The following is a 25921-nucleotide window of genomic DNA, read 5'->3' as shown; positions in this document are numbered from 1 at the left end:
GCGCGTCCCCCGGCCCCGCACGGCCGGTTCCGCTGGCTCACCCGCGGCGGCGCCACGCGAGGCCCGGCGCTGAGCCGTCCGGTTCCCATTCGGCGATCCGCCCGGCGGGTCCGACGTCGCGGAGCCAGAACGTCCGATCCGGATCCCACCCGGCCACCGTGCTCGCGCGCGCGCCGTCGACGTCGAGGACGGCGCCGGCGCACCTCAGGTAGCCGCGGACGGTGAGGTGGACGGCGTCGGTGCCGGAGGCGGCGAGCTCCGCCCAGTCGGGGAGGACCCACGGGCCGGCGGCGCGTCCCGTGCACTCCGCCCAGTCACCGCGCCGCGACCAGGTGACGTCGACCGGATGCTCGCGGCACAGATCCGCCCAATCGGCCGGGCCGTCGATCTCGCGGACGCAGACGTCTCCAGGCGTGTCGATCCGCTGGGTGAGGACGCGGTCGGGCCTCATCCAGTCCTCGACGCACCACAGGCCCAGGGGCGCGCCGTCGGCGAGGGCGCGTGTCGTGCTCACCAGGTCGAAGCCCTCGATCGACCACCAGGAGCCGGACAGGCTCCGGGAGTCGCGGCGGTACCAGTCCTCGAACCGGGCCTCTTCCGCCGGGATCCTCGCTCGCCACCCCTTCAGGGCGGCGAGCGCCGGGCGTCCGGGCCACAGCGGACGCTCCCCGGGCTCCGTGAAGGTCTGGACCCACTGACCGGCGCGCTCCATCGGCGACGTCCACCAGACGGTCGACGCGGCGGAGGCGATCACCTCCGCCGCGCGACGAAGCGGCTTCCGCAGCTGCGGGAGCGCCGCCACCCGGTCGCGTTCATCGGGCGGCTGCCAGTAGCACGCCTGTGCGACGACCTCGGCCAGGAGTTCCAGCGCTTCGCGGTCATCGGGTTCCCGAAGCCGGACGGCGCCCACCAGCCCGGCGATGCGCCCCGGGTCGGGAGGCTCCGGGGACTTCCGCTCGAGGGCGCCGAGGATGTCCGCCCCGGCCATCCCCTCGGGCTCCTCGATCGCGAAGGCGACGACCGTCGAGGCGGAGCCGGCGCGCGCGAGCTCCCAGTCCAGCAACGCCGAGTCGAGCCCGAACGCCTCCCGGTCATCGGGCTGTTCCCGGGCGCAGCGCGCCGCCCACTCCAGGCACATCCGCGCGCCCCGCGGACCGACGAGGAGGTCCTCCGCCGTCATCGGTTTCACGGGTCCAGCGTACGGGGCAGATGGGGCGTTGGGGCGGCCGGTGCGATACTGGGCCGGTGAGGGCCCTGGACGAGTTGTTGAGCGATCCTCCCGATCTGCCGGTCGTCGCGGTGCTCGACCAGGTCGCGCGGGCCGCGGCCAGCCCGGGTGCGAGCCTGGTGCTCACCGCGCCCCCGGGCACCGGCAAGACGACGATGCTCCCCCCGGCCCTCGCCTGCGCCCTCGCCGGCGGGCGGGTCGTCGTCACCCAGCCTCGGCGCGTCGCGGTGCGCGCCGCCGCCCGGAGGATCGCCGCCCTGCTCCATGAGGACGTCGGGGGCTCCGTCGGCTACTCGGTGCGCGGCGACTCGCGGACCTCGCCCTCGACCCGCATCGAGATGGTCACCCCGGGCGTCCTCCTGCGCCGCCTCCAGCGCGACCCCGACCTGCCCGGGATCCGGGCCGTGGTCCTCGACGAGTTCCACGAGCGCCAGCTCGACACGGATCTCGCGCTCGCCCTGCTGCTGGACGTCCGCGCCGGCCTGCGCGAGGATCTCGTGCTGGCGCTGACCTCGGCCACCCTGGAGGCGGAGCGCACCGGAGCGCTGTTGGGGGCCGCCACCGGAGGCGGCCCCGTCCGCATCAACGTCCCCGGCGTCCTGCATCCGCTCGACGTCCGTTGGGCGCCGCCACCGCGCGGGGCCGAGGCGATGGGCGTCTCGGGGCCCGACGGGCGCATCGGCGTCCGACGGGAGTTCCTCGCCCATGTCGCCCGCACGGTGCGGGCGACGGCGGCCGGCACGCACGGCGACATCCTCGTGTTCCTGCCGGGTGTGCGCGAGATCGAGCAGGTGCGCGCGCAGCTCGGCATGCCCGGCGTCGACGTCCTCCCCCTCCACGGCTCGCTCTCCCCCGCCGACCAGGACCGCGTCCTCTCCGGATCCGACCGCTCCTCCCGCCGGCGCGTGGTCCTGTCGACCGCCATCGCCGAGTCCTCCCTCACCGTCCCCGGGGTGCGCGTCGTCGTGGACGCCGCCCTGTCGCGCGAGCCCCGCACCGATGTCGCCCGCGGCATCCCGATGCTCGTGACCGTTCCCGCTTCCCGGGCCCGGTGCGAGCAGCGGGCCGGTCGCGCCGCGCGACTGGGACCCGGTGTGGCCGTGCGCTGCCTGGCGGAGGCCGATTGGGCGCGCCGACCCATCCAGTCGCGTCCGGAGATCCAGACGGCGGACCTCACCGACGCGCTCCTCCAGTGCTCGGCGTGGGGCAGCCCGGGGATGTCCGGTCTCTCCTTCCTCGATCCGCCTCCCCGAGGCGCGCTTGAGGCCGCGGGCTCCAGGCTGCGGTCGCTGGGCGCCATCGACGAGGGCGGCCGCGCGACCCCGTTGGGGTGGCGGCTCGCGATGCTGCCGGTCGGCCCGCCTGCGGGTCGGGCTCTGCTGGAGTCGGCGCCGCGCCTCGGGACCCGCCGGGCGGCGCGCCTGGTGGCCCTGCTGGAGGAGGGGATCCGGGCGCCCGGCGCAGACCTGGGAACCGTCGCTCGGCGGGCGGCGCGCGGGGAGGGGGACCCCGCGCTCCTCTCCCGCATCCGCGAGCAGGCCCGTCGTCTGGAGCGGCTCGCGGATCCACCGGACGGCCGCGCGCCTGCGACCACCCGCGGGCCGAGTCCCTCCGAGGAGGAGGCTCTCGCCCTCGTGGCGGCGCTGGCCCATCCCGGGTGGCTGGCGCGGCGCCGGCCGGGGGCCGACCGCTATCTGCTCGCCGACGGCATGGGAGCCGTCCTTCCCCCTCGAGTCCGCTCTCCGGCCAGGAGTGGCTCGCCGTCGCCGAGCTCCAGCGCGGTCAGGGGCGCGCCGACGGCGTGATCCGGGCGGCCGCGCCCTTGGAGGCCGCCGACGCGGAACAGGCCGGGGACGCCCTCGTCCATGAGGACCTCGAGGCGGACCTGGAGGGCGGGCGCATCCGGGCGCGCGCGGTGACGCGGCTGGGGTCGATCGAGATGTCCTCCCGGCCCCTCGGGCGCGTCCCCGAGGAGGAGGGGGCGCGCCTCGTCGCGTCGGCTCTGGCCCGCAGGGGCCTGGATCTGCTGCCGTGGCCCGGGGCCGCTCGGTCGTTGCGGGACCGGATGGCCGTGCTGCACGCCGCCCTGGGGGACCCGTGGCCGGATGTCTCCGAGGAGGCTCTGCTCGCCCGGATGCGCGACGGCGGGTGGATGGGCGCCGACCTCGCGCGCGTGGCGCGAGGCGGATCGCTCGCCGCCGTCGACACCGTCGGCGGGCTGCGCGCCTTGCTCCCCTGGCCCGAGGCCGCGCGGCTCGATGAGCTGGCGCCGCAGCGGCTTCCCATCCCCACCGGCGCGATGCGGGCCCTCGACTGGTCGCAGGGCGGCCAGCCGGTGCTGTCGCTTCGCGTCCAGGAGGCATTCGCCTGGCTGGACACGCCGACGGTGGCGGACGGGCGCGTGCCGGTGCTCCTGCATCTGCTGGATCCGGCGGGACGGCCCGTGGCCGTCACCGCGGACCTCCGTTCTTTCTGGGCGGGGCCCTACCGCGAGGTCCGCGCCCAGTTGCGCGGCCGCTACCCGCGGCACCCCTGGCCCGAGGACCCGGCTGGCGCGGAGCCGACCTCCCGAGCGAAACGCCGGGAGCGGCGGCGCTGAGACGCCCGCCGGGCCCTGGTGGGTCCGGCGGGCGTCGGTGCGCTCCGCGAGCTCCCGATCAGCGCTCCGAGCGGCTCCGGCGCGTCAGGGCCAGAGTCGCGGCGCCGGCGATCAGCGCCGCGACGCCCAGCCCGAGCGGCAGGTCCGCTCCGGTGGAGGCGAGTCCGCCGGTGGCGACGGGCGCGGCGGACGAGGCCGACGCGGAGGGCGTGGGCGTCGCGGGGCTCGCCGAGGGCTCCGACGGCTCCGGCTGGGGAGCCGGTGCGGCGGCCACCGTGAAGGTCCCCTCGGCGCTCACGTCGTCGTCCGCGCGGGCGTCGTTGTTGCGGCCCAGTGCCTCGACGGTCAGTGAGAGGTCTTCGGCGTCGGTGACGTCCGGGAGCGTGATCCCGGTGCTCACCGTCACCGATCCGCCGAAGGTCCCGTCGCCCTCGGCCTGGGCGGAGGCGAGCTCGCCGCGGCTCGCCGACCCGATCGTCAGCGTGGCCTCGGTGACGGGGCCGGCGATGGACACCCGCACGGTGATCGCGCCGCGGAGCGTGGCGCCCGCCAGCGGGCTCCATGTCGTCCCCCCGTCGGTGGAGTACTCGGCCTCGCCGATGGTCGGCTGGGGCTGGTCGACGGTGACGGCCGCCAGGGCGTTGACCAGGCCCGCGCCGCGGTACTCCTTGCCATCGGCGGGGGCCGCCAGGCGGTCGTAGGCGTCGCCCGCCTGCTTCGTCAGCAGGTCGACGGTCTGGGCCGGCGTGAAGTCCGGGTGGATCGCCTTGATGAGGGCGGCGACGCCGGCGGTGTGCGGGGAGGCCATCGAGGTGCCGCTGAGCACGCCGTAGCCCGGGCCGTACGCGGCGGTCCTGTACCAGGTCGGGATCGTGGAGAGGATCGACGAGCCGGGGGCGGCCACGTCGATCGTGCCCTCGCCGTAGTTGGAGAATCCGGAGCGCGCGAGCGCCGCGGTGGCGGGGTCTCCGCCCGCGGGCAGTGCCACGGAGGAGACGGTCACGACGCCGGGCAGCTGGGCGGGGATGTCGACGCCGCCGGTGACATCGCGGTCCGCGATCGGCGCGCCGGTGTCGTTGGGGCTGCCGGAGTCCGTGGCGAGGTTGTCGAGGTCGTTGTCGGAGTTCCCGGCGGCCGCCACGTTGACGACGCCCTTCTCCTCGGAGTAGGCGACGGCGCGCGTGACGGCCTCCAGGCCGGCGGCCTGCGTCGGGTCGCCGGGGACCCAGTACTCCCACGGATCGGTGTAGTAGGAGTTGTTGGTGACGTCGAAGTCGTGGTCGGCCGCCCACACGAAGGCGCAGGTCACGTACTCGGGGTAGAAGAACCCGTCGGCGTTGCCGGTCTGGACGGCGGCGAGCGTCACCTGGGGGGCGACCCCGTCCACGCCCTGCCCGTTGTGGGCGGCGGCGATCGTCCCGGCCACGTGGGTGCCGTGGTAGTGGTTGTCCTGCCAGGCGTCCCAGTCGCCGTCCGCGATGCCGTTGACCGCGCAGCCTGCCGACTTCGAGGCGTCGATCTGCCCAGCCAGGTCCGGATGGTTGCCGTCGATGCCGGTGTCCAGGACGCCGACCGTGACCGGCTCCAGGGGCACGTCGACGTCCTGGGCCTCGAGTGCGCCGATGGCCGTCAGCCCCCAGGCGTCCGAGGTGAGCGGATCGCCCTCGACGTCGGCCAGGGACTCCCGGTCGAGCTGGGACGAGCCCTCCGTCGTCGCCTCGGAGAGGACCCGCGCCTGGCGTCCCTGGGAGGTCGAGACCAACAGCTCGTCTCCGGTCACCGCGGCTCCGCGCGTCGGGCCGATCGAGTCGAAGCCGACGCCGAGGCCCGCCAGGGCGTTGCCGAGGTCCCCGGCGAAGGTGCCGGAGGCCGACTGGACGAAGAAGGTCGCCAGGTCCGGGTACTGCGCCAGCGTCGCGCCTCCCAACGCCTCGGCCTGGGCGACGGCGGTCGCCAGATCGGCCTCGGAGGCGCCCTCGACCAGGTTGACCGCGTAGTTCATCGCTTGGCCGTCCGAGACGGCCGCCTCGGCGGGCGCGGTCAGCGATCGTCCCTCGGTGGCGGTGGAGGGGGCGGCGGTCGCGACGCCGGGCAGCGCAACGGCCGCGCAGATGCCCCATGCGCAGGCGGCCACGGCTGCCCTCCGGCCGCTGAATCGTGTCTGTGCCATGAATGTCCTTGATCTCGCAGTGAGCCCGACACGGGGATGACGTGCAGGCTTGTCCTAGTTTTTACGAGATCAAAGCAATTCTTTGAATTCGTCCCATATGTCGGGACAACGCGACGGGCGGACGCGAGTCAGTCCAGCCCCTCCCCCCGAGCCGCCGCGTCCTCGCGCGTCTGCGGGAAGGCGAAGATGGCCGGATCCCCGCCGATGCGGCCGGCCGGCCCGCGGTCCAGCGCCTCCACGGCGTCCAGGTCCTCCGGGGCGAGCAGGGACGCCGTCCGGACCGACTCGAGGTTCTCCCGCATCCGCTCCGGGTGCGTGGACTTCGGGATGATGATCCGCCCCGACCGCAGATGCCAGGCCAGCACGGCCTGGGCGGGCGTCAAGCCCAGTCGTCCGGCGATCCCGGCGACGACGGGGTCGCGCAGGTCGCCGCCCTGGCCGAGCGGGCTGTATGCCTCCACGGCGATGCCCCGCCGCAGGGAGGCCTCGCGCGACCCCGGCTGGGAGAAGCTCGGGTGCACCTCGATCTGGTTGACGGCAGGCGCCACTCCGGTGGCGGCGACGAGGCGTTCGAGGTGCTCGGGCAGGAAGTTCGAGACGCCGACCGCCCGAGCGGCGCCGCCCTCGGCCAGGCCGACCAGCGTCTCCCAGGTCTCGACGTAGAGGCCCCGGGAGGGAACGGGCCAGTGGATGAGGTAGAGATCGACGACCTCGATCCCGAGCGCCTGCCGGGATGCCTCGAAAGCCTCCCGCGCGCGGTCCGCCCCCTGGTCGACGTTGCGCAGCTTGGTCGTGACGAAGACCTCCGGGCGCTCCAGGCCGGTGGCCCGCAGGGCCGCGCCCACACCGGCCTCGTTGTAGTACCCGGCCGCCGTGTCGATGTGGCGGTAGCCGAGCTCCAGGGCCTGCTCGACCGCCCGCTGGGTGTCCTCGGGGGGAATCTGGAAGGTGCCGAACCCGATCTGGGGGATGCGGACGCCGTCGCCGAGCTGGACGGAGGGGACCGCGGCAGGTGAGACGCTCATGCCCCGAGCCTAGCGGGCCCCGCGCCTCCGCACCCGTCCGGATCGGGCACGCGAGCCGTGGATCGCGCCGGCGATGTCCTCGGTCATCTGGCCCATCTGCCGGACGCTGGCTCCGACTCCCCCGATGGCGCGCGCGGCGTCGGCCGCAGCCTGCTGCACCATCGCGACCTGGTCGGCGAGCCGGCGGGCCGGATCCTCGGTGCCCGCCCTGATCGCGTCGGACATGCGCTCGGGCGACCTGCGGTCCGTGTGGTAGACGACGAGCCGCCTGGCGCCGTCGTACGACGGCGCCATGTCGGCGAAGATCTCCCGGCCGGAACCGAGCGTGTCCCAGAGAAGCTTGAAGAGCGACCGGGGCATGGCGGCATGTCAGACGAAGTTGTGGGGCTGTCCCACCGACTCGGGCTCCCGGTCGCCCGACGTCCGCACGAAGACGTCATTCGCGTCAGTGACGATCCCCCCTGGGATCCGTCTTGCTCACGATGAGCTCGCCGTCCCCGAGATGCCTCTCCACGCCCGCTGGAACGATGCCCGCTCGACGCATGGTCTCCTTCCCGTGGTGGCCCTCCGGGCGCTGCCGCCGCTCGCGACGAGGGCGCCGCGCGGTGCGTTGTCGCGTCGCGATGGGAGCGCCGCAACCCCCGTGATCGCCGGATCGGGCCCCCGGTTGGCGGGTGAGCGCCGGTCCGGGCGCGGGAGGGCCTCAGCGGGGGCCGTCGGTCGCCTCGGCGCCCGGCTCGGCGACGTCGACCCGCGCGATCGCCAGGTTCGTGTTGCCCCAGGCGTGCCGGGTCCCGCCCGGGTCGCGCGTGCCGGAGATGCGCTTCTCCGCCAGCTTCGCCAGACCCGCCACGCACAGGCACAGCCCCACGTAGATCGTGCCGATGACCAGCGAGGACGGGATGATCGGACTGTCGAACTGCGCCTGGGAGCCCAGGAACTTCGCGTAGTAGAGGAGCTCTTTATAGGTGATGAGGAAGCCGAGTGCCGTGTCCTTGAGCACGACGACCAGCTGGGCGATGATGACGGGCAGCATCGCGCGGAATGCCTGGGGCAGCAGCAGCTGGGCCATCACCTGGTGCTTGCGCAGACCCAGCGCGTACCCGGCCTCGCCCTGCCCATGGGGGAGGGAGAGGACGCCCGAGCGGATCGCCTCGGCCAGGACCGTCCCGTTGTAGAGGGTGAGGCCCGCGACCACGGCGACGAAGGGCGTCGTCTTCAGACCGATAGTCGGTAGCCCGTAGTAGACGAGCATCATGAGGATGAGGACGGGCACCGCGCGGAAGACCTCGACGAACCAGACCACCGGCACGCGGATCCAGGCGTGCTCCGACAGCCGGCCCACCGCAAGCGCCAGCCCGAGGACGAGCGCGAGGAGGGCGGACAGGGCGAAGGCCTCCAGGGTCGCGCGCATGTAGCGCCCGATCTGGCCCCACACCTGCGGGTAGGTGAAGGTGGACCACTTCCGCGCGCTGAACTGGCCCGTCAGCTGGAAGCGGTAGCAGACGAAGCCGATGGCCGCCGCGACGACCACGACCGTGGCCACGGCCATCAGGGCGTAGCGTCTGCGCGCGCGGGGCCCGGGCACGTCGTAGATGTGCTGGGAGCTCATCGCGCGATCACCAGCTTCCTCTCGAGGACGCGCTGGAGCCACGCGAGCAGCATGACCAGGGCCACGAAGACTGCGGCGACCCACAGCAGCCCGGCCAGCAGCGGCTCGGAGCGCTCGGACAGGGTGTTGCGGATCGCGCCGGCCTCCGCGACACCGAATCCGGCGGCGACCGTCGTGTTCTTGAGCAGGGCGATGAGCACGCTCATCATCGGGGGCACCACGGCGCGCCCGGCCTGCGGCAGCACGATCTGCGTCATCGACTGGCCCCATGTCAGGCCGAGGGCGCGGGCCGCCTCGGTCTGGCCCGGCGGGATGGTGTTGATGCCCGAGCGGACGGTCTCGGCGATGTAGGTCGCGGTGTAGAGCCCCAGGGTGAGGATCGCCAGACGGACATACGTCCCCTGGCCCGAGGTGCCGCCGGGGAAGAGCTTCGGCACGCCGAAGGCGAAGAGGAAGAACAGGAGGGTGAGCGGCGTGTTGCGGACGGTGTTGACGTAGACCGTGCCGACCCAGCGCATCACCGGCACCGGGGACACCCGCATCGCCCCCACGAGGAACCCGAGGACCAGCGCGATGGCGCCTCCCGCGGCGAACAGCGCCAGCGTCATCTCGAAACCGTCGACGAACAGGTCGGCGTTGTCGATGAGGACATTCATGCGCGTGGATCTCCTTTTCCCTGTCTTCCCTCCCCCGATCGACGAGGACGCCCCCGCTCCGCGGGGCCGGCGGCCCTCCGGCTCACGGCCGGGGACGCTCTCGTCGCCGGGTCACTCGTAGTCGTCGACGGCGGGCTGCTGGACCGTGATGCCCGACGAGCCGAGGTCGGCGTCGAAGACCTTCTGCCAGGTGTCGCCCCCGTCGGTGAAGACCTTGTTGATGAAATGGCGCAGCGCGGCGTCGTCCTTCGGCACGCCCACCCCGTACTTCTCCTCGGTGAAGGGCTCGCCGACGACCTTGAGGGCGTCAGGCTCCTGGGCGGCGTAGCCGATGAGGATCGCCTGGTCGGTGGTCACCGCGTCGACGGAGCCGTCCTTGAGGGCGTCCACGCACTGGCTGTACGTGTCGAAGGGGACGGTCTTCGTGTCGGGGAAGTTCTCCTGGATGTTCTGCAGCGGGGTGGACCCCGTCGCCGAGCACACGGTCTTCCCGGCCAGGTCGTCCTCGGAGGTGATGTCCGTGTTGTCGGCGGCGACCAGCAGGCCCTGACCGGTGATGAAGTACGGGCCGGCGAAGCCGATCTGCTCCTTGCGCTTGTCGGTGATCGAGTACGTCCCGACGTAGTAGTCGATGTCGCCGTTGACCAGCGCCTGCTCGCGGTTGGCCGACGGGATCGTCTGGAACTCGATCTGGTCCTCGGAGAAGCCGAGCTCCGCGGCGATCCACCGGGCGATGTCGACGTCGAAGCCGGTGCGCTCGCCGGTGATCGCGTCGAGGTAGCCCAGGCCGGGCTGGTCCTCCTTGACGCCGACGCGCAGGGTGCCGGCCGACTTCGCCGCGTCGTAGGTGTCGGAGCCGGTGAGGTCCACCGAGTCCGCGACGGTGAAGGAGAGGTCGGAGGAGCCCGCGTCCCCCGAGCCGGAGGAGGCGGCGTCGCCGGAGGCGGAGGACGTGTCGGAGCATGCGGCCAGGGTGATCGCGACGGCCGAGGCGGCCAGGGCCGCGGCCATTCGGGTGAGGGTGCGCATCAGGGTTCCTTCCTGGTGGGAGTCGGTGTGCGGGGCCCGGAGCGGACCGGGTCAGTGCGTGAGGATCTTCGAGAGGAAGTCCTTCGCGCGGTCGGTGCGCGGGCGGGAGAAGAACTCCTCGGGCGGGGCCTGTTCCAGGATCTCGCCGTCGGACATGAACGCCACCCGGTCGGCCGCCTTGCGGGCGAACCCCATCTCATGGGTGACGACGATCATCGTCATGCCCTCGGCCGCCAGGCGGACCATGACGTCGAGGACCTCGTTGATCATCTCGGGGTCCAGCGCCGAGGTGGGCTCATCGAAGAGCATGACCTTCGGCTGCATGGCGAGCGCCCGGGCGATCGCGACCCGCTGCTGCTGCCCGCCCGAGAGCTGGGCGGGGTACTTGTCGGCCTGAGCGCCCACACCGACGCGGTCGAGCAGCGTGTGCGCCAGGTCCTCGGCCTCCTTCTTCGGCATCCTCTTCACCTTGACCGGCGCCAAGGTGACGTTGTCGAGGATCGTCTTGTGGGAGAACAGGTTGAAGGACTGGAAGACCATCCCGACCTCGGCGCGCAGCGCAGCGAGCTTCCTGCCCTCTTGGGGCAGTGACTCGCCGTCGATGCGGATGTCCCCCGAGGTGATCGTCTCCAGCCGGTTGATCGTGCGGCACAGCGTGGACTTGCCGGATCCGGACGGTCCGATGAGCACGACCACCTCGCCCTTGTCGACCGTCAGACTGACGTCATTGAGGGCGACGAAGTCCCCGTAGTGCTTGACCACGTGGTCGACGACGACCAGCGGCTCGCCGGCCGGCACTCCCGAGTTTTCCAGTGACATGGTCTTGACATTACCTTTCCGAGGAGATTCGGAGCCGGACGTCCAGGTCGTGGACCGGACGACACCGATGACCGGGCGTGGAAGATCCCGGCGGAGCGTCAGACATGTCCTTGGCACGCGGTCTCACCGGGTGACGACAGGGTAACGCCCTTCGCCCGATTCGGCCAACGATCCGGATGGATTTCCTTTAGGGCAGGGGCCTCCCGGCCAGCCCCGGATCCAGGTCCATGAGGTCCTCCAGCGTCTGCGGGCGCACGGCCCAGCGGGCGGCGCCGTCCTCCACGGCCAGGACCCCCGGTTTCGTGAGGTAGTTGTAATTCGACGCCATCGACCATCCGTAGGCGCCGGTCGCGGGCACGGCCAGCAGATCGCCCGGGCGCAGATCGGCGGGCAGGTCGACGTCGCGCACGACGATGTCCCCGGACTCGCAGTGGCGTCCCACCACGCGGCAGCGCGCCCAGGGTCCCGCGGACGCCCTGTTCGCCAGCGTCGCCGTGCACACGGCGCCGTACAGCGCCGGACGGATATTGTCCGACATCCCCCCGTCGACCGACACGTAGCGGCGCACGGCGCCGCCCTCGAGCGAGACGTCCTTGAGCGTGCCGACCTCGTAGACGGTCACGCACGCCGGGCCGATGACGCTGCGCCCGGGCTCCACCGACACGCGCGGGATGGGGCTCCCCTGCTCGACGCAGCGCTCGCGCACGACCTCGGCGAGAGCGCGGGCGAGCGTCGCGGGGCTCGTGGGAACGGGATCCGCTCCGCTGTAGGCGATGCCCAGGCCGCCGCCGAGGTCGACCTCCGGGACCCAGATGCCGTGTTCCCGGGCGATGCGCCCTCGGAAATCCAGCACGATCCGCGCGGCCGCGACGAAGGCCCCGACGCCCTCGATCTGGGAGCCGATGTGGTTGTGCAGACCGACGAGCCGGAGGTGCCCCGAGGCCGCGATGGCGCGAACGACCTCCATCGCCCCTCCGTCGTTCACCGACACCCCGAACTTCTGGTCCTCATGCGAGGTCGCGATGTACTCGTTGCCGCCGGCGTGGATCCCCGTCTTCAGGCGCACCATGACGGGGACGCCCACGCCCCGGCGGGCCGCCGCCGCCTCGAGGCGGGCGACCTCCGGCAGGGAGTCGACGACCACGCGGGCGATCCCGGCGGCGATCGCCAGATCGATCTCGCCGTCGAGCTTGTTGTTGCCGTGCAGCCCCACCAGGGCGGGGTCGGCGCCGGCGCACAACGCGATGGTGAGCTCGCCGAGCGACGCCGCGTCCACCCCCATGCCCTCCGCGGTGACGACGCGCACGACGTCCGCGCAGGCCAGGGCCTTCGCCGCGTAGTAGGCCCTCCCCCCGGCCATGCCGTAGCCCTCCCAGAACTCCTCGGCCATCGCGGAGGCCCACACCCGGGCCCGACCGCGCAGGTCGGCGCGGTCCAGGATGTAGGAGGGCGATCCGAAGCCACGCTGGAGATCGCCCAGGCGGGCGCCGCCGATCATCAGCGCCCCGTCCCGGTCCCTCCGCGCGGCGGTGGGCCACAGGTCGGGGCGTTCCCCGGGTTCGGGGCACACGAGAGAGCCCAGGGGCGCCTCGGAGGGATCCACGCTCACATCCTCTCGGGTGCCTGGACGCCCAGCAGGCCCAGCCCGTTGCGCAGCACTTGGGAGACCGCGTCGTTGAGCCACAGGCGGGCGATATGGCCGGGGGTGACGGGCTCCTCGCCGCGCGGCGTGACCCGGCACTGGCCGTACCAGGTGTGGTACGCGGAGGCGAGCTGCTCGAGGTAGCGGGCGACGCGGTGCGGTTCGCGCAGTTTCGCCGCCTGGGCGACCATCGCGGGGAACTGGGCGAGGACGCCCAGCAGGTCCGCGTCGGCGGGCGAGTCGAGCGCCGAGGGGTCGAAACCGGCCTCTCGGGCGACCCCGTGCTCGGCGGCGTTGCGCGCGACGTTGCGGCTGCGGGCGTGGGCGTACTGCACGTAGTAGACGGGATTGTCGTTCGTGCGCGAAGTCAGGAGGTCGAGGTCGATGTCGAGGTTGGAATCCATGGACACCCGAACCAGCGAGTAGCGCGCGGCGTCCACGCCGACGGCGTCGACCAGGTCGTCCAGGGTGACGATGGTGCCCGCGCGCTTCGACATGCGCACCGGCTCGCCGTTGCGCATGAGGTTGACCATCTGGCCGATGAGGATCTGCATGTTGACGCCCGGGGTGTCCCCGAAGGCCTCACACATCGCCATCATGCGCCCGATGTAGCCGTGGTGGTCGGCGCCCAGCAGGTAGATCGCCGCGTCGGCGCCGCGCTGGCGCTTGTCCAGGTAGTAGGCGACGTCGGCGGCGAAGTAGGCGGCCTGCCCGTCGGACTTGATGAGGACGCGGTCCTTGTCGTCGCCGTAGTCCGTGGTGCGCAGCCACACCGCGCCGTCGGCGTCGAAGACCTCGCCCCTGTCGCGCAGAACCTGGATGGCACGGGTGACGGCTCCGGAGTCGTGGAGCGACTGTTCGTGGAAGAACACGTCGAAATCGGAACGGAAGTCGTGGAGCCGCTGCTTGATCTCGTCGAACATGAGGTCCACGCCGCGCGCACGGAAGGCCTCGACGGCGTCCGCCTCCGGCAGGGTCACGGGATCGGGTTCCCCCGCGGCGAGGGCGTCCCCGCGGACCTGAGCCGCGATGTCGGCGATGTACTGGCCGCCGTATCCGTCCTCGGGCGCCTCGCGGCCCATGGCGCGGGCGTAGAGGGAGCGCGCGAACCGGTCGATCTGGGATCCGTGATCGTTGAAGTAGTACTCGCGGGTGACCTCGGCGCCGCAGGCGGCGATGAGGCGCGCCAGGGAGTCGCCGACGGCCGCCCAGCGCGCCCCGCCCAGATGGACGGGGCCCGTCGGGTTCGCGGAGACGTACTCGAGGTTGACGTGGGTGCCCGCCAGCGCGTCGTTCGCTCCGAAGGCGGGGCCAGCCTGGAGGATCGTGCGCGCGAGCTCCCCGGCCGAGGCCGCAGCCAAGCGGATGTTGATGAAGCCCGGACCCGCCACGTCGACCTCATCGATGCCGTCGTCGGCCAGCAACCGGTCCGCGATGACCGCCGCGATGTCGCGCGGAGCCGCGTGGGCCTTCTTCGCCAGCTGCATCGCGACATTCGTCGACCAGTCCCCGTGATCGCGGGTGCGGGGGCGCTCCACCGCCACCGCCGGGGGGATGTCGCCGGCCTCGAGGGCCAGCTGCCCGTCCCGGGCAGCCTGGACCAACGTGGTGCGGATGAGTGCGGCGAGTTCTTCAGGGGTCACGTGCCCGAGCGTAACCGGGTCGGGCCCTGGGCCGCCAACGCGTCCGGAGCGGCCGCTGCGGAGAGGCGTCGCTTCCCGACGAGCCTGCGGCGTCTATGATTTCGGCGGACCGAACTCCCACCGGTGAAGCGAGGGCATCTCATGGCGGCACGGCTCCCCGACCCCCGGCCGGCGCGACCCCGCGTCGGCAAGCTCCTGGGACCGGCCTTCGTCGCCGCGGTGGCCTACGTGGATCCCGGCAACGTCGCCGCCAACATCACCGCGGGCGCGCGCTACGGGTACCTGCTGCTGTGGGTGCTGGTGCTCTCGTGCGCGGCCGCCATGATCGTCCAATACCTCTCCGCCAAGCTCGGGATCGTGACCGGCCAGTCGCTTCCCCAGGTCCTCGGCGACCGCCTGCCCACCGCTTGGCGCATCGCCTACTGGCTCCAGGCGGAGGTCGTGGCGGCGGCCACCGACCTGGCCGAGGTCATCGGCGGCGCCATCGCCCTCAACCTCCTATTCGGGCTGCCCATGATCTGGGGAGGCGCGGTCCTCGGAGCCGTGTCGATCGCTCTGCTGGGCGTCCAGTCGCGACGCGGGCAGCAGAAGTTCGAGTATGTCATCATCGCCCTGCTGCTGGTGATCACCCTGGGCTTCCTCGCCGGCCTGGTCGCGGCGCCACCCGACTGGTCCGAGGCCGCCCACGGTCTGCTCCCCGGCTTCGCGGGCGCGGACTCCGTGCTGGTGGCCGCCTCGATGCTGGGCGCCACGGTCATGCCCCACGCCGTCTACCTGCACTCCTCCCTGGTCAACGACCGCCACGGCGAGGCCGCCGGGGCGGGCAGGATCTCCAAGGAGGCCCTCCTGCGCGCCACCCGCGTCGACGTGTCCTGGGCGCTCAGCCTCGCGGGGCTGGTCAACATCGGCCTCCTGGTCCTGGCCGCCTCCGCCCTCCAGGGCGTGTCGGGCACGGACTCCATCGAGGGCGCCTACCGGGCGATCGCCTCCACGCTGGGGCCCGTGGTCGCCGTGGTGTTCGCCATCGGCCTGCTGGCCTCCGGGCTCGCCTCGACGTCGATCGGGGCCTACGCCGGATCGGAGATCATGCGCGGGCTGCTCCACATCAAGATGCCGTTGCTCGCCCGGCGCCTCATCACCCTGATCCCTGCGCTGGTCATCCTGGCGCTCGGCGCGGAGCCGACGTGGGCGCTCGTCATCTCCCAGGTCGTCCTGTCGATGGGCATCCCCTTCGCGATCATCCCGCTGATGTCCCTGACCCGGAACCGGGCGATCATGGGACACCACGCGGACGGACCCGTCCTGCGCGCCGTCACCGATGTCGTGGCCGCGCTCATCGTCGTCCTCAATCTGGCCCTCATCGTCCTCACCGTCCGAGGATGAGGACAGCCGACCCGCCCCGTCGCATGGGGAGCGACGCGGCCCGGGATCGCTCCCGGACCGCGCCGCAGCGTCCCCGTTGACGCTCCACCCGCCGACGGACCGGAGTCCGCGCCGGGCAGTTCTGGGGAAATCCGGCGCTCAGCCGCGCGCCTCATAGGCGCTGAGAAGGGCGATCCGGCGGATGTGGCGTTCCTCACCGGAGAAGGCTGTGCCCACGAACACGTCGATCAGGCGCACCGCCTCCTCGACGGCGTGCATCCGAGCCCCGATCGACGCGACGTTCGCGTCGTTGTGCTCGCGGGCCAGGCGAGCCGTGTCCTCGTTCCACACCAATGCGGCGCGCACCCCGCGAACCTTGTTGGCCGCGATCTGCTCCCCGTTCCCCGAGCCGCCGATGACGACCCCCAGGGAGCCTGGATCTGCCACGACGGCCTCGCCGCAAGCGAGGCAGAACGGCGGATAGTCGTCCTCCCCGTCATAGGCGTCCGCCCCGTGGTCGAGCACCTCGACGCCGCGCCCGCGCAGATGGCCACCGACGATCCCCTTGAGCTCGAAGCCCGCGTGATCAGAGGCGATGTGGACCCGCACGACGGCACCCTCCATTGTGAGACGACGGTCACCGCCCAGTATCGCACGTCACGCGCATCATGGTCACCCTGCGGCGCGCGATGCACGCGAGGACGCCACGCGCTGGTACAGTGTCTCGACGCAGCCCCGATAGCTCAGTGGATAGAGCGTTCGCCTCCGGAGCGAAAGGCCGCAGGTTCGAATCCTGTTCGGGGCACAGACAAAGACTCCCTGGCCTGTACAGACGGGCCAGGGGTTTTGCGTTTGCGCGTCTCCGTACGGTGGTGGGGAGCGAATGCGGTGGCGCATGTCCTATTCCACTGATTTCATCGGCCTGCTGACAGCAGCGACACCGGCAGCAGTCCCGCCTGGCGAGCGTAGCGGCCGGCGGCGCCGTAAATGGCGACAACCCCGCGGTGCACCACTACGCGGACGCCACTGCCGAGGGCGAGCTCACGCGGAGCGAGCGGTCTCGAGATGATGGATCTCTGGCATTTCTGTTGTGAACCAGTGAAGAGGAACTCCTCATCCGTATTGGCGTCGTTCTCGTCATACTCACGTCGGTGGGGCGAGGGATTCGTCGCGCTCAGCGCCATGGAAGGTGTTCATTGTCTGCGGCGCGATCGTATGAGATCGACGGATGACCCAGGATGTTGACTGGCACCGTGCGAGATCGGTCCGTCAAACGATGTGCGAGGCCCAGTGGTTCTCATAGGCGATCGCGAACGTGTTCAGCGCGGGCTTCCGCCTCATCGCCCAGCGTGCTCTCGCCAGCCGGGTCAAACGACCTCGTTCCTCGTCGCCATTTTGGGTAAGCTCTTACCAATATGGGGACGGGCCGACGGGATGGACGCCGAGCACCTCGTCTTCGGCGGCGTCTTCGCCGTGGCCAACCGACTCCAGCGGGCGCTCGATGCCGCCATGCCGGAGCTGACCGCCAAGCAGTGGTGGCTGCTGGTCATGCTCCAGACGTCTCCGGGACCACCCACGCTGACAGAGCTGGCCGAGACAGCGGACACCTCCCACCAGAACATCCGCCAGATTCTGGACCGCCTGGAGGCCAAGGGATTCGTCCGCCTCGCCCCCGACGAGGAGGACGCGCGGGCCACCCGGATCCATATCACAGCGAAGGCGCACCGGTGGGGCGCCGACACCGACGCGGAGGCCCGCCGTTTCATGTCCGCCATGTACCGCGGCCTCACCCCGACCGAGCTTGACGCGCTGGGCAAGGGCCTGGCGCTCCTCCACTCCAACCTCAGCCGACTGGACGGGCCCTCAGCCTGAACGCCGCGAAAGGACCATCATGCCCACCTCCATCGCCATCGCCTTCGCCTCCAAGCACGGAGCCACCGCCGAGATCGCCCGCCGCATCGCCGACGGCCTGGGCCCCGGCGCCCGTCTCTTCGACCTCGCCCAGGGCCGGCCGGACCTGTCGAAGTTCGATGCGATCGTGCTGGGCACCGCCGTCTACGCCGGCACCCCCCTGCGAACCATGAGAACCTTCGCCCGAAGCCTCGCCCCCGACGCCGCCCGCCTCGGGTTGTTTGTCAGCGGGATGGAGACCGACCCCGCCGTACGCGACCAGGAGGTCCAGGCCGCATTTCCCCAGGCGCTCCTCGACCGTGCCGTGGCGGCCGCCTTCCTCGGCGGCAGGTTCCGCTTCGCCGGGATGAACGTCGCCGAACGCCTCGTCGTCAGGCGCATCGCCGGAACGCGGACCGACGTGGAGGCGATCGACGACCAGGCCATCGAGGATTTCATCCTCCGCATGCGCCCCGACGGGCCCGACTGGTGACGGGGCAGCGGCCCGTGTGCCCGATCCCTCATTCCTGCACATGGTGCAGAATCTGCACTCGGTGCATAATAGTGGCTCGTGACCGTCACCGCCCAGATCCCCTGCAACGGCGAGGAGCCTGTCCGCGACGACGTTGAGGCCCCGCCGCTCGCCCCCACCGCGCGCTCGCTGCGGACGAGGGCGGACATCCGGGCCGCCGCATTCCAGCTCGCCGGCGACCGTCCGGTCGCCGACATCACCGTCGACCAGATCGCCCGCGCCGCGAAGGTCTCACGCCGGACCTTCTTCAACCACTTCCCGTCGAAGAACCACGCGTTCATCCCGGAGATCGAGCCCTTCGATCCCGTCGTGCTCGAACGGTTCCGGAGCCGCGCCGTCCCCGATCTGCTCGACGCCGTCGAGGAGCTCGTGGGGTCACGCGCCGAGATGATGGGCGAGGTGTTCAGCTCCTCCAGCCCCGGATGGGACATCCGCCGCCGCAACCCGGAACTGCTGCCCCTCGTCCTCGGCGCCTTCCGCGATTCCGAGCTCGCGCTGAGACCGGTCTCGGCCGATCGCCTGGGCGTGCCCGAGGACGACCCGGCCGCATTCGCCGCGGCCGCCCTCGTCACGACGGTCGAACGCACGGCGCTGGACCTCTGGCGGCACAACGGACGCGCCGGCAGCTATCTCGACGAGGTCCACCGGACCGTCCGGGGGCTGCGCGCCGCCCTGCGGGACTGAGCCCCGCCCGGCCGATCCCTCCCGCACGACAACAGAACAGGAGCGACATGACTCGACACGCCACCGCAGGCGCCTCCCCTTCCTCGGGCCCCGAGACCGCCTCGAGCGCCCGCTTCACGCCGGACGGCCGGTTCTGGGCGATCTACGCCTGCCTGCTGGTGACGATGTTCCTGTCCTCGGTCTCCCAGACGATCGTCGGCTCCGCCATGCCCACCATCGTGGGATCCCTCGGCGGAGTCGAGCACATGTCGTGGATCATCACGGCCTACACGCTCGCCATGACGATCTCGATGCCCGTGTACGGCAAGCTCGGGGACCTCATCGGACGCAAGCCGGTCCTTCTGGCGGCGATCGCCCTGTTCCTCACCGGTTCCGCCCTGTCGGGCCTCGCCCAGACCATGGGCCCCTTCATCGCCTTCCGTTTCCTCCAGGGCCTGGGCGGCGGCGGCCTGATCATCGGCTCGCAGGCGATCACCGCGGACATCATCCCGGCGCGCGTGCGCGGCGTCTATCAGGCGCCCATCGCCGCCATGTTCGGGATCGCCGCCGTGTTGGGCCCGCTCATCGGCGGCTGGCTGACGGACGCGGTGTCCTGGCACGCGGTGTTCTGGATCAACCTGCCGCTCGGCGTCGCCGCCTGGGTCGCCATCCTGATCGCGATGAAGCTGCCCTCCCACGAGATGCGGGCGAAGGTCGACTGGGCGGGCCTCGCCCTCCTCGACGCGGGCGCCATCGCGATCGTGCTGCTCGCCACGTGGGCGGGCCAGCAGTTCGCATGGACCTCCTGGCAGACCGTCGCCCTGTGCGTCGTGCTCGTCGCGTCGTGGGGGCTGCTGCCCGCCGTCGAACGCCGGGCCGATGAGCCGATCCTCCCCCTGCAGCTCTTCCGCAACCGGACCTTCCTGGTCTGCACGGCCGTCGGCATGCTGGCGATGGCCGCGATGTTCGGCGCGATGGGATACCTCCCCACCTACATGCAGATGGTCTACGGTCTGAGCCCCACGCAGTCCGGCCTCATGCTGATCCCCATGACGATCGGGCAGATCCTCGCCGCGACCCTGGTCGGCGCGCTCGTCACGCGCACCGGGCACTACCGCGCGTGGCCCGTCCTCGGCACGCTCGTCGCGGCACTGGGCATGGCCCTGCTCTCGACGATGCAGGAGGACTCGCCCGTCGCGCTGCTCGTCGTCCACACGACGGTCCTGGGGATCGGCATCGGGATGATCCTGCAGCTCTTGGTGCTGCTGGTCCAGAACTCGGTGCCTGCGCGCATCGTCGGCACAGCGACCTCCGGCAACAACTTCTTCCGACAGATCGGCGTGAGCCTGGGGGCCACCGTCATCGGGACGCTGTTCACGTCGCGCCTGGCGTCCAGCCTGGAGGGATTCCTCTCCGCCATGGCCGTCACCGGGGACGACGCGGCCCGCGCCCAGCTGGCTCAGGCGCGCGCCGAGGGGCTGGACGCCTCCTCCCTCACCCCGGCCGTCGTCGCCCAGCTCCCTGACGTCCTGCGCTCGGGCATCGTCGAGGCCTACGTGCACTCCCTCACGCCCGTGCTGGCGGGCCTGGTGCCGATACTCGTCGTGGCCGCCGTGATCTCGGTGTTCCTGCCGCACCTGGACCTGTCCACCAAGTCCGGCCTCGAGCAGGTCGAGGACCAGGACCGGGAGTCCGCCCGCGAGGCCGTCGAGGAGCTCATCACGCAGGAGGAGAAGCGCCTCCCGGTCGCCGCGCCCTCCGACGGGCGGGACGCCCTCGTCACACCACCAGAGCCAACGTGCCAACGACGATGAGCCCCAGTCCGATCGCGGCTCGCGCGCGGAGACGCTCGTGGAAGACGACGGCCCCCGCGGCGACGGAGACCACGATGCTCAGCTTGTCGATCGGGACGACGACGCTGGCGGGTCCCTGCTGGAGAGCCCGGTAGTAGCAGAGCCAGGACAAGCCGGTCGTCGCTCCGGACAGCACGAGAAAGAGCCAGCTGCGCCGGTCGACGCCCCGGATCTGGCGCTGCCCTCCGCGCGCGAGGACGATCGCCCAGGCCATGGCCAGGACGACGCCGGTGCGGATCGCGGTGCCGAGGGTCGACTCGACGCCCTCGATCCCCACCTTTCCCAGGATCGCCGTGAGAGCGGCGAACAGAGCGGATCCGCCGGCATACAGCAGCCACGTCCACCCGCCCCGTCCGCCCGGCCTCGGCGCCGCCGCATCCGGCTCGACGCGTTCGATCATCAGGAGTGTCCCGACGGCGATGAGGGCCATCGCCACGACGACCGCAGCGTCGATCCTCTCCCCCAGGAAAACGACGGCGAGAGCCATCGTGAGCACGGTGCTGGTCTTGTCGACCGGGACGACCTTGTTGACGTCGCCGATCTGCAACGCCCGGAAGTAGCAGAGCCAGGAGGCTCCCGTCGCAAGCCCCGACAGGACGAGGAACAGCCAGGTGCGCCCGCCGATGCCCCCGATCGTGCCCTGCGAACCGACCACGAGGACTATCGCCCACGCGAGGACGAGGACGACGCACGTGCGCAGCGCCGTGGCCAGGTTCGAGTCGACGTCCCGGATCCCCAGCTTCGCCAGGACGGCCGTCACCCCCGCGAACAGGGCCGAGCCCAGCGCGAACGCCATCCACATCGTCTTCAGCCCTTCCTGGGCCGCTTCGTGCCCATCACATGGAGCTCAGCATGACGCTCGCCGGATCCCTGCTCGGGCGAATCCCCGGCGGTGCGGCCTCTGGTGAGCGCGCTCAGCGCGCGGGCGGCGGCGCCGGAGGCTCGCGCCACTGCCCGCGCGCCCGCAGCAGCTCACGGGCCAGCGTCGGACGATCGGTGATCAGGCCGTCGATCCCCATGTCGAGCAGGCGGACCATGGCGGCCGCGTCATTGACGGTCCACACGTGCACGGCCAGGCCGGCCCCGTGCGCGGCGGCGACGAACCGGGGGGTGACCACGCGCACCGGTCCGAGGCACTCGGGCACCTGGACGGCGCGCGCCCCGCGCCGCGGTCCGGGCACATGCCAGGAATCCGGGTTGGAGGCGGTCTGCGCCGCCGCCACCAGCCTCGTCACGGCCGCCACGCCGAGCGAGGTCGTGACATGGCCCGCGGGGGCGGTCGCGCGGATGCGTTCCAGGCGGGACTCGGAGAACGAGGCGAGCAGCACCCGGTCGAAGGCGTCATGCCGGGCGAGCACATCCAGCAGCGGGGCGACCACGTCGTCGGTCTTCGCGTCGATATTGAGGTACATGTCCGGGTTCGCGTCCAGGACCTCCGCGAGCAGCGGCATCCGCTCCCCCGCGGCGTTGCGCATGCGCGAGACCCGGTCCCAGGTGAGCTCCGAGATGGCCCCCGAGCCGTCGTAAGTGCGGTCCACGACGTCATCATGGTGGAGGACCACGACGCCGTCGGCCGTGGCGTGCGCGTCGGTCTCCAGGTGCCGGACCCCCAGGGCGCGCATGTGGGCGACTGCGGCCAGCGAGTTCTCCGGCGCCTCCGCCGCCCCTCCGCGGTGGGCGAGGACCAGGGGGTGGCCGGCCGCCGACACCGGGATCATCGGCACTCCTGGCCGATGTAGGTGGCTCCGTGCTCCTCCATCCACCCGGTCGGCTCGACGGCCGTGTTCGAGGCGTCGCGGATCTCGAAGTGCAGATGGGGGCCGGTCGACCAGCCGTTGGACCCGACAGCCCCGATCTGCTCGCCCGCGGTGACCGTGTCCCCCTGCTTGACGAGGATGTCGTCCATGTACTCATGGGCGTAGGCCGAGAAGTAGGTGGACCCGTCTGCGGCCGTGTGTTGGATCCGCACGTACGTCCCCGAGCGGTAGTCGCTGGAGACCTCCACCACGGTGCCGTCGGCGACCGCGTGGACCGGGGTGCCCAGTGGGGCGGACATGTCGACGCCCTCGTGCTGGAGCAGCTGTCCGCTGATCGGGGAGATCCGCATCGAGAACCCCGAGGTGATCGTGTAGCTGCCCTGGGTGAGCGGCCACAGCAGCTGCGGGGTTTCGACGACGGTGCGCGAGCCGTTGGCGGCCGTGTCGGTGGCGACGCATCCCGTGGACTCCAGGGGCGTGCGCGCCTTCGCCCGCGACGCCGCCGTGACCGTGGCGGACAGGTCGCTGGCGCGGGTGACGCCGTCCGCCGCGCCCGTCGCCCAGGAGCCGCCCCCTGCGGGGGTGCCGACGGCTCGGGACGGCAGGGAGATGGAGGAGTCCGGCCCCACGAAACCGGTGGCTGGGATCGCCACGGTCATCGCCGCCAGGGCGACCAGCAGCGAGGCGCGCCCGGCGTTGTGGCGTTCCCGCACCTCGTCGGGAGCCTCCACCATCGCGCGCCGGGCTGGGTCCGCCGCCGGCGACGAGGGCGGCGCCGCCTCACGGTCCCGTTCTCGCAGGGAGCGGCGTGACGGGAGGGGGCACGAGACGGTGACGGGGCCGTGGATCTGCCGACGCGAGGGCAGCGGGCACTCGATCCCACCGAACTCCGGCACGCCGACCCCCTTCCCCGCCCCTGACTCAACGGTCACAAACCTATAACGCCAGCGGGGTCCAGTTCCAGCCGTCGGGGACCGAACACCCGTCCACAGACGTGATGCCCCTCACACCCGGGCACGGGAGCGGGGAACGCCTTCGCCGCAGACGACGGGTCAGGCCTGCGGATCGCGCTGGAGGGAGTCGCGGACCTCGCCGACCAGTTGCTCGAGGATGTCCTCGAGGAACAGGACGCCCACCACGTCGTCGTGATCGTCCACGACCGCCGCGCAATGCGTGCCCGAGCGCTGCATGTGGCGCAGAGCGTCCTCGACCTCGTCGGAGGCGCTGACCTGCTCCATCGTGCGGATGCGCCAGGAGTCCACCGGCTGGTCAAGCTCGTCCCCCTCCGCGTACAGGACGTCCTTGAGGTGGAGGTAGCCCTGGATCGAGCCGTCCTCCGCGGCCACCGGGTAGCGCGAGTAGCCGGTGACCGCGACCTCGCGTTCGACTATCGCGGGCGTGCAGTCGGGGGGCAGGACCACCAGCTCGTCCAGCGGGACCATCGCGTCCCCGGCCGTCTGCTCGGAGAACTCCAGGGATCCCGACAGCAGGCCCAGGTCGTCGTGGATGGTGCCCTCCTTCTGCGACAACTCGACGATGGAGGCCACCTCCTCGACGGTGAACGCGGCGGAGATCTCCGCGCGCGGGGTCAGGCCCGCCCGGCGGACGAACCAGTTCGCCATGTGGTCCATGTCCTCGATGACGACACGCAGGACGTGGCCGAAGGCCACCAGCGGAGGGGCCAGGATGAGCAGCGCCCGGTGGGGCATCGCGATGGAGATGTTCTTCGGGACCATCTCCCCGAAGACGACGTGGAGGAAGACGACCAGGACCAGCGCCACGACGAACCCCACCGCGTGGGCGCTGGCCGCCGGCATCCCCGCGGCCTCCAGGGGGCCGTGCACCAGGCTCGCGATCGCCGGCTCGGCCACGGCGCCCAGGGTGGTCGACGCCACCGTGACGCCCAGCTGGCAGATCGCGAGCATGAGGGAGACATGCTCGAGGGCGTACATCGCCTGAGCGGATCCGCGCGCTCCTTGTCGGTGGAGCGGTTCGATCTGCGAGCGCCGTGTCGAGGTGGTCGCGAACTCCCCGGCGACGAAGAAGGCGTTGACGCCCAGCAGCGCGACGGTGATGAGGATGCCGGCGAGGGGGCTCACAGCTCGACCTCCTCGTGAGCGGCGGGAGGCGGGGGGGCCAGGGAGATCTGGGTGACGCGCCGCCCGTGCATCGAGACGACGCGCAGGCGCGAGCCCGCGGCCTCGACGCTGTCGCCCACCTCGGGGACGCGGCCGAGCTCGGTGAGCACCAGGCCGGCGAGCGTCTCGTAGGGCCCCTGGTCGGGGACGATGACGCCCGTGCGTTCCTGCAGTTCATCGGGGCGCAGCCGGCCGGGGACCAGCAGCGTCCCGTCGGGCTGGCGGCGGATGCCGAGCCGACGGTGGTCGTGCTCGTCGGAGACCTCCCCGACGATCTCCTCGACCGCGTCCTCGAGGGTGACGATGCCGGAGAAGCCTCCGTACTCGTCGACCACGACCGCCATCTGCAGCCCCTCGTCGCGCAGCTGCACCAGGAGGGGACCGAGCCCCAGGGTCTCGGGCACGCGCGGGGCGGGGGCCATGAGGGACGAGGACACCACCGGGACCTCGCCGCGGCGCTCGGCGGGCACGGCGACGGCGCGGCGCAGGCTGACCAGCCCAAGGATGTCGTCCGAGTCCTCCCCCACGACGGGGAACCGCGAGTGGCCGGTCTCGCGCGCGAGGCCGACCACGTCGGCCGCGGTCGCCGTCTCCTCCAGGGTGCGCACGAGCCCGCGGTCAGTCATGACGTCGACCGCGGACAGCTCGCCGACCCGGATGGACTTCGTGAAAAGGCTGGCCGTGGACGTGTCGAGGGTGCCCTCCTCCGCGCTGTGGCGCACCAGGGCCGCCAGCTCCGAGGCCGAGCGCGCCGAGGAGATCTCCTCCTGGGGCTCGATGCCCACGCGGTGCAGCACCCAGTTCGCGGCGCCGTTGAGCACGGCGATGAGGGGTTTGAACAGCGTGGAGAACGCCATCTGGACCGGCGCCACCACGCCCGCGGTCTTCAGCGGGTGGGCCAGGGCGAAGTTCTTCGGCACCAGCTCGCCGAAGAGCATCGAGAAGAGGTTGATGAGGACCGCCGCCACAGCCACGGCGACGGTCGTCGCCAGGGCCTCGGCCACCCCGGCGTTGCCGAGGAGCCGCCCGAGCATGTCGGCGACGGCCGTCTGGGTCGTGTAGCCCAGGAGGATCGTCGTCAGCGTGATGCCGACCTGCGCGCCCGACAGCTGGGTCGAGAGATGGCTGATGGCGCGCAGCACCTGGGCGGCACGCCTGTCCCCGTCGCCGGCGCGCCGCTCGACGGAGGCGCGGTCCAGGGCGACCAGGGAGAATTCGGCCGAGACGAAGACGGCGGTTCCCGCCGTGAGGACCAGGCCGAGGACGAGCATGAGGAGGTCGGTGATCAACGCTCACCCCGTGC

24 protein-coding genes and 1 tRNA gene are annotated in these 25921 nt (G+C 71.9%); 8 read left to right on the top strand and 17 right to left on the bottom strand.

Annotated features, from left to right (window positions below):
* Positions 1-37: 37 nt before the first annotated feature.
* Entirely contained in the window at positions 38-1189 is a 1152-nt protein-coding gene (locus tag ACFQWG_RS03150) for a hypothetical protein (RefSeq protein ID WP_380972020.1), read from the bottom strand.
* A 56-nt stretch (positions 1190-1245) separates the two neighbouring features.
* On the opposite strand from ACFQWG_RS03150, the gene ACFQWG_RS03145 reads away from it, so the two are divergent.
* On the top strand, positions 1246-3033 hold the full coding sequence (locus ACFQWG_RS03145) for a helicase-related protein (protein ID WP_380972018.1): 1788 nt from the start codon (positions 1246-1248) through the stop codon (positions 3031-3033).
* Positions 3030-3827 carry an ATP-dependent helicase C-terminal domain-containing protein gene (locus ACFQWG_RS03140; RefSeq protein WP_380972016.1) on the top strand — a complete coding sequence of 266 codons (798 nt, stop codon included), beginning with the start codon at positions 3030-3032 and terminating at the stop codon, positions 3825-3827. The genes ACFQWG_RS03145 and ACFQWG_RS03140 overlap by 4 nt, the downstream gene beginning before the upstream one ends.
* A gap of 58 nt (positions 3828-3885) precedes the next feature.
* Here ACFQWG_RS03140 and ACFQWG_RS03135 read toward each other — a convergent pair whose 3' ends face one another.
* From ACFQWG_RS03135 to argS, 9 genes are all read right to left on the bottom strand, one after another.
* Positions 3886-5997 carry a S8 family peptidase gene (locus tag ACFQWG_RS03135; RefSeq protein WP_380972014.1) on the bottom strand — a complete coding sequence of 704 codons (2112 nt, stop codon included), beginning with the start codon at positions 5995-5997 and terminating at the stop codon, positions 3886-3888.
* Between the two features lie 128 nt (positions 5998-6125).
* Positions 6126-7022 (bottom strand): aldo/keto reductase, encoded by an 897-nt coding sequence (locus ACFQWG_RS03130; RefSeq protein ID WP_380972012.1) that lies wholly within the window; start codon positions 7020-7022, stop codon positions 6126-6128.
* Positions 7023-7031: 9 nt separating this feature from the next.
* A complete protein-coding gene (locus tag ACFQWG_RS03125) occupies positions 7032-7382 on the bottom strand; it encodes a hypothetical protein (RefSeq protein WP_380972010.1) in 351 nt (116 codons plus the stop codon).
* Positions 7383-7725: 343 nt separating this feature from the next.
* A complete protein-coding gene (locus ACFQWG_RS03120) occupies positions 7726-8634 on the bottom strand; it encodes an amino acid ABC transporter permease (protein ID WP_380972008.1) in 909 nt (302 codons plus the stop codon).
* Positions 8631-9290, bottom strand: a complete 660-nt coding sequence (locus ACFQWG_RS03115) for an amino acid ABC transporter permease (protein ID WP_291494815.1) — start codon at positions 9288-9290, stop codon at positions 8631-8633. The genes ACFQWG_RS03120 and ACFQWG_RS03115 overlap by 4 nt, the downstream gene beginning before the upstream one ends.
* A 111-nt stretch (positions 9291-9401) precedes the next feature.
* Positions 9402-10319 carry a glutamate ABC transporter substrate-binding protein gene (locus ACFQWG_RS03110; RefSeq protein WP_380972005.1) on the bottom strand — a complete coding sequence of 306 codons (918 nt, stop codon included), beginning with the start codon at positions 10317-10319 and terminating at the stop codon, positions 9402-9404.
* 51 nt (positions 10320-10370) lie between these two features.
* Positions 10371-11138 (bottom strand): amino acid ABC transporter ATP-binding protein, encoded by a 768-nt coding sequence (locus ACFQWG_RS03105; protein ID WP_380972003.1) that lies wholly within the window; start codon positions 11136-11138, stop codon positions 10371-10373.
* 187 nt (positions 11139-11325) lie between these two features.
* Positions 11326-12741 carry a diaminopimelate decarboxylase gene (gene lysA, locus ACFQWG_RS03100; RefSeq protein ID WP_380972001.1) on the bottom strand — a complete coding sequence of 472 codons (1416 nt, stop codon included), beginning with the start codon at positions 12739-12741 and terminating at the stop codon, positions 11326-11328.
* A gap of 2 nt (positions 12742-12743) precedes the next feature.
* Entirely contained in the window at positions 12744-14423 is a 1680-nt protein-coding gene (argS, locus tag ACFQWG_RS03095) for an arginine--tRNA ligase (RefSeq protein ID WP_380971999.1), read from the bottom strand.
* A gap of 141 nt (positions 14424-14564) precedes the next feature.
* Here argS and ACFQWG_RS03090 point away from each other — a divergent pair, with 141 nt between their 5' ends.
* Complete coding sequence (locus ACFQWG_RS03090; protein ID WP_380971997.1) at positions 14565-15806, top strand: Nramp family divalent metal transporter; 1242 nt, start codon at positions 14565-14567, stop codon at positions 15804-15806.
* Between the two features lie 138 nt (positions 15807-15944).
* On the opposite strand, the gene ACFQWG_RS03085 is transcribed toward ACFQWG_RS03090, so the two are convergent.
* Positions 15945-16394 carry a ribose-5-phosphate isomerase gene (locus ACFQWG_RS03085; RefSeq protein WP_380971995.1) on the bottom strand — a complete coding sequence of 150 codons (450 nt, stop codon included), beginning with the start codon at positions 16392-16394 and terminating at the stop codon, positions 15945-15947.
* Between the two features lie 123 nt (positions 16395-16517).
* Here ACFQWG_RS03085 and ACFQWG_RS03080 point away from each other — a divergent pair.
* Positions 16518-16590 (top strand) — tRNA-Arg (locus ACFQWG_RS03080).
* Between the two features lie 109 nt (positions 16591-16699).
* Here ACFQWG_RS03080 and ACFQWG_RS03075 read toward each other — a convergent pair.
* The gene (locus ACFQWG_RS03075; RefSeq protein ID WP_380971993.1) at positions 16700-16969 is read right to left on the bottom strand and encodes a hypothetical protein; all 270 of its coding nucleotides are present in this window, start codon (positions 16967-16969) and stop codon (positions 16700-16702) included.
* 250 nt (positions 16970-17219) lie between these two features.
* Here ACFQWG_RS03075 and ACFQWG_RS03070 point away from each other — a divergent pair, with 250 nt between their 5' ends.
* The 4 genes from ACFQWG_RS03070 to ACFQWG_RS03055 all read left to right on the top strand — a co-directional run bounded on the left by ACFQWG_RS03070 (position 17220) and on the right by ACFQWG_RS03055 (position 20684).
* Complete coding sequence (locus ACFQWG_RS03070) at positions 17220-17657, top strand: MarR family winged helix-turn-helix transcriptional regulator (RefSeq protein WP_380971991.1); 438 nt, start codon at positions 17220-17222, stop codon at positions 17655-17657.
* A gap of 19 nt (positions 17658-17676) precedes the next feature.
* Entirely contained in the window at positions 17677-18168 is a 492-nt protein-coding gene (locus ACFQWG_RS03065; protein ID WP_380971989.1) for a flavodoxin domain-containing protein, read from the top strand.
* A gap of 78 nt (positions 18169-18246) precedes the next feature.
* Entirely contained in the window at positions 18247-18891 is a 645-nt protein-coding gene (locus ACFQWG_RS03060) for a TetR/AcrR family transcriptional regulator (RefSeq protein ID WP_380971987.1), read from the top strand.
* A 47-nt stretch (positions 18892-18938) separates the two neighbouring features.
* On the top strand, positions 18939-20684 hold the full coding sequence (locus tag ACFQWG_RS03055; protein WP_380971985.1) for an MDR family MFS transporter: 1746 nt from the start codon (positions 18939-18941) through the stop codon (positions 20682-20684).
* On the opposite strand, the gene ACFQWG_RS03050 is transcribed toward ACFQWG_RS03055, so the two are convergent.
* From ACFQWG_RS03050 to ACFQWG_RS03030, 5 genes are all read right to left on the bottom strand, one after another.
* The gene (locus tag ACFQWG_RS03050) at positions 20650-21525 is read right to left on the bottom strand and encodes an EamA family transporter (RefSeq protein ID WP_380971983.1); all 876 of its coding nucleotides are present in this window, start codon (positions 21523-21525) and stop codon (positions 20650-20652) included. The two genes, ACFQWG_RS03055 and ACFQWG_RS03050, sit on opposite strands and share 35 nt — an antisense overlap.
* A gap of 112 nt (positions 21526-21637) precedes the next feature.
* Positions 21638-22441: a glycerophosphodiester phosphodiesterase family protein gene (locus ACFQWG_RS03045; protein WP_380971981.1), complete on the bottom strand. Its 804-nt coding sequence runs from the start codon at positions 22439-22441 to the stop codon at positions 21638-21640.
* The gene (locus ACFQWG_RS03040; RefSeq protein ID WP_380971979.1) at positions 22438-23376 is read right to left on the bottom strand and encodes a M23 family metallopeptidase; all 939 of its coding nucleotides are present in this window, start codon (positions 23374-23376) and stop codon (positions 22438-22440) included. Before ACFQWG_RS03040 ends, ACFQWG_RS03045 begins: the two co-directional genes overlap by 4 nt.
* 156 nt (positions 23377-23532) lie before the next feature.
* Complete coding sequence (locus tag ACFQWG_RS03035; protein WP_380971977.1) at positions 23533-24579, bottom strand: CNNM domain-containing protein; 1047 nt, start codon at positions 24577-24579, stop codon at positions 23533-23535.
* Complete coding sequence (locus tag ACFQWG_RS03030) at positions 24576-25904, bottom strand: hemolysin family protein (RefSeq protein ID WP_380976190.1); 1329 nt, start codon at positions 25902-25904, stop codon at positions 24576-24578. The genes ACFQWG_RS03035 and ACFQWG_RS03030 overlap by 4 nt, the downstream gene beginning before the upstream one ends.
* Positions 25905-25921 lie beyond the last annotated feature (17 nt).

It is taken from the genome of Schaalia naturae, assembly GCF_042665795.1.
GTDB lineage: Bacteria > Actinomycetota > Actinomycetes > Actinomycetales > Actinomycetaceae > Pauljensenia > Pauljensenia naturae.
The sequence above is the reverse complement of the archived record's forward strand: the minus strand, read 5'-3'. Positions and strand labels throughout refer to the sequence as shown.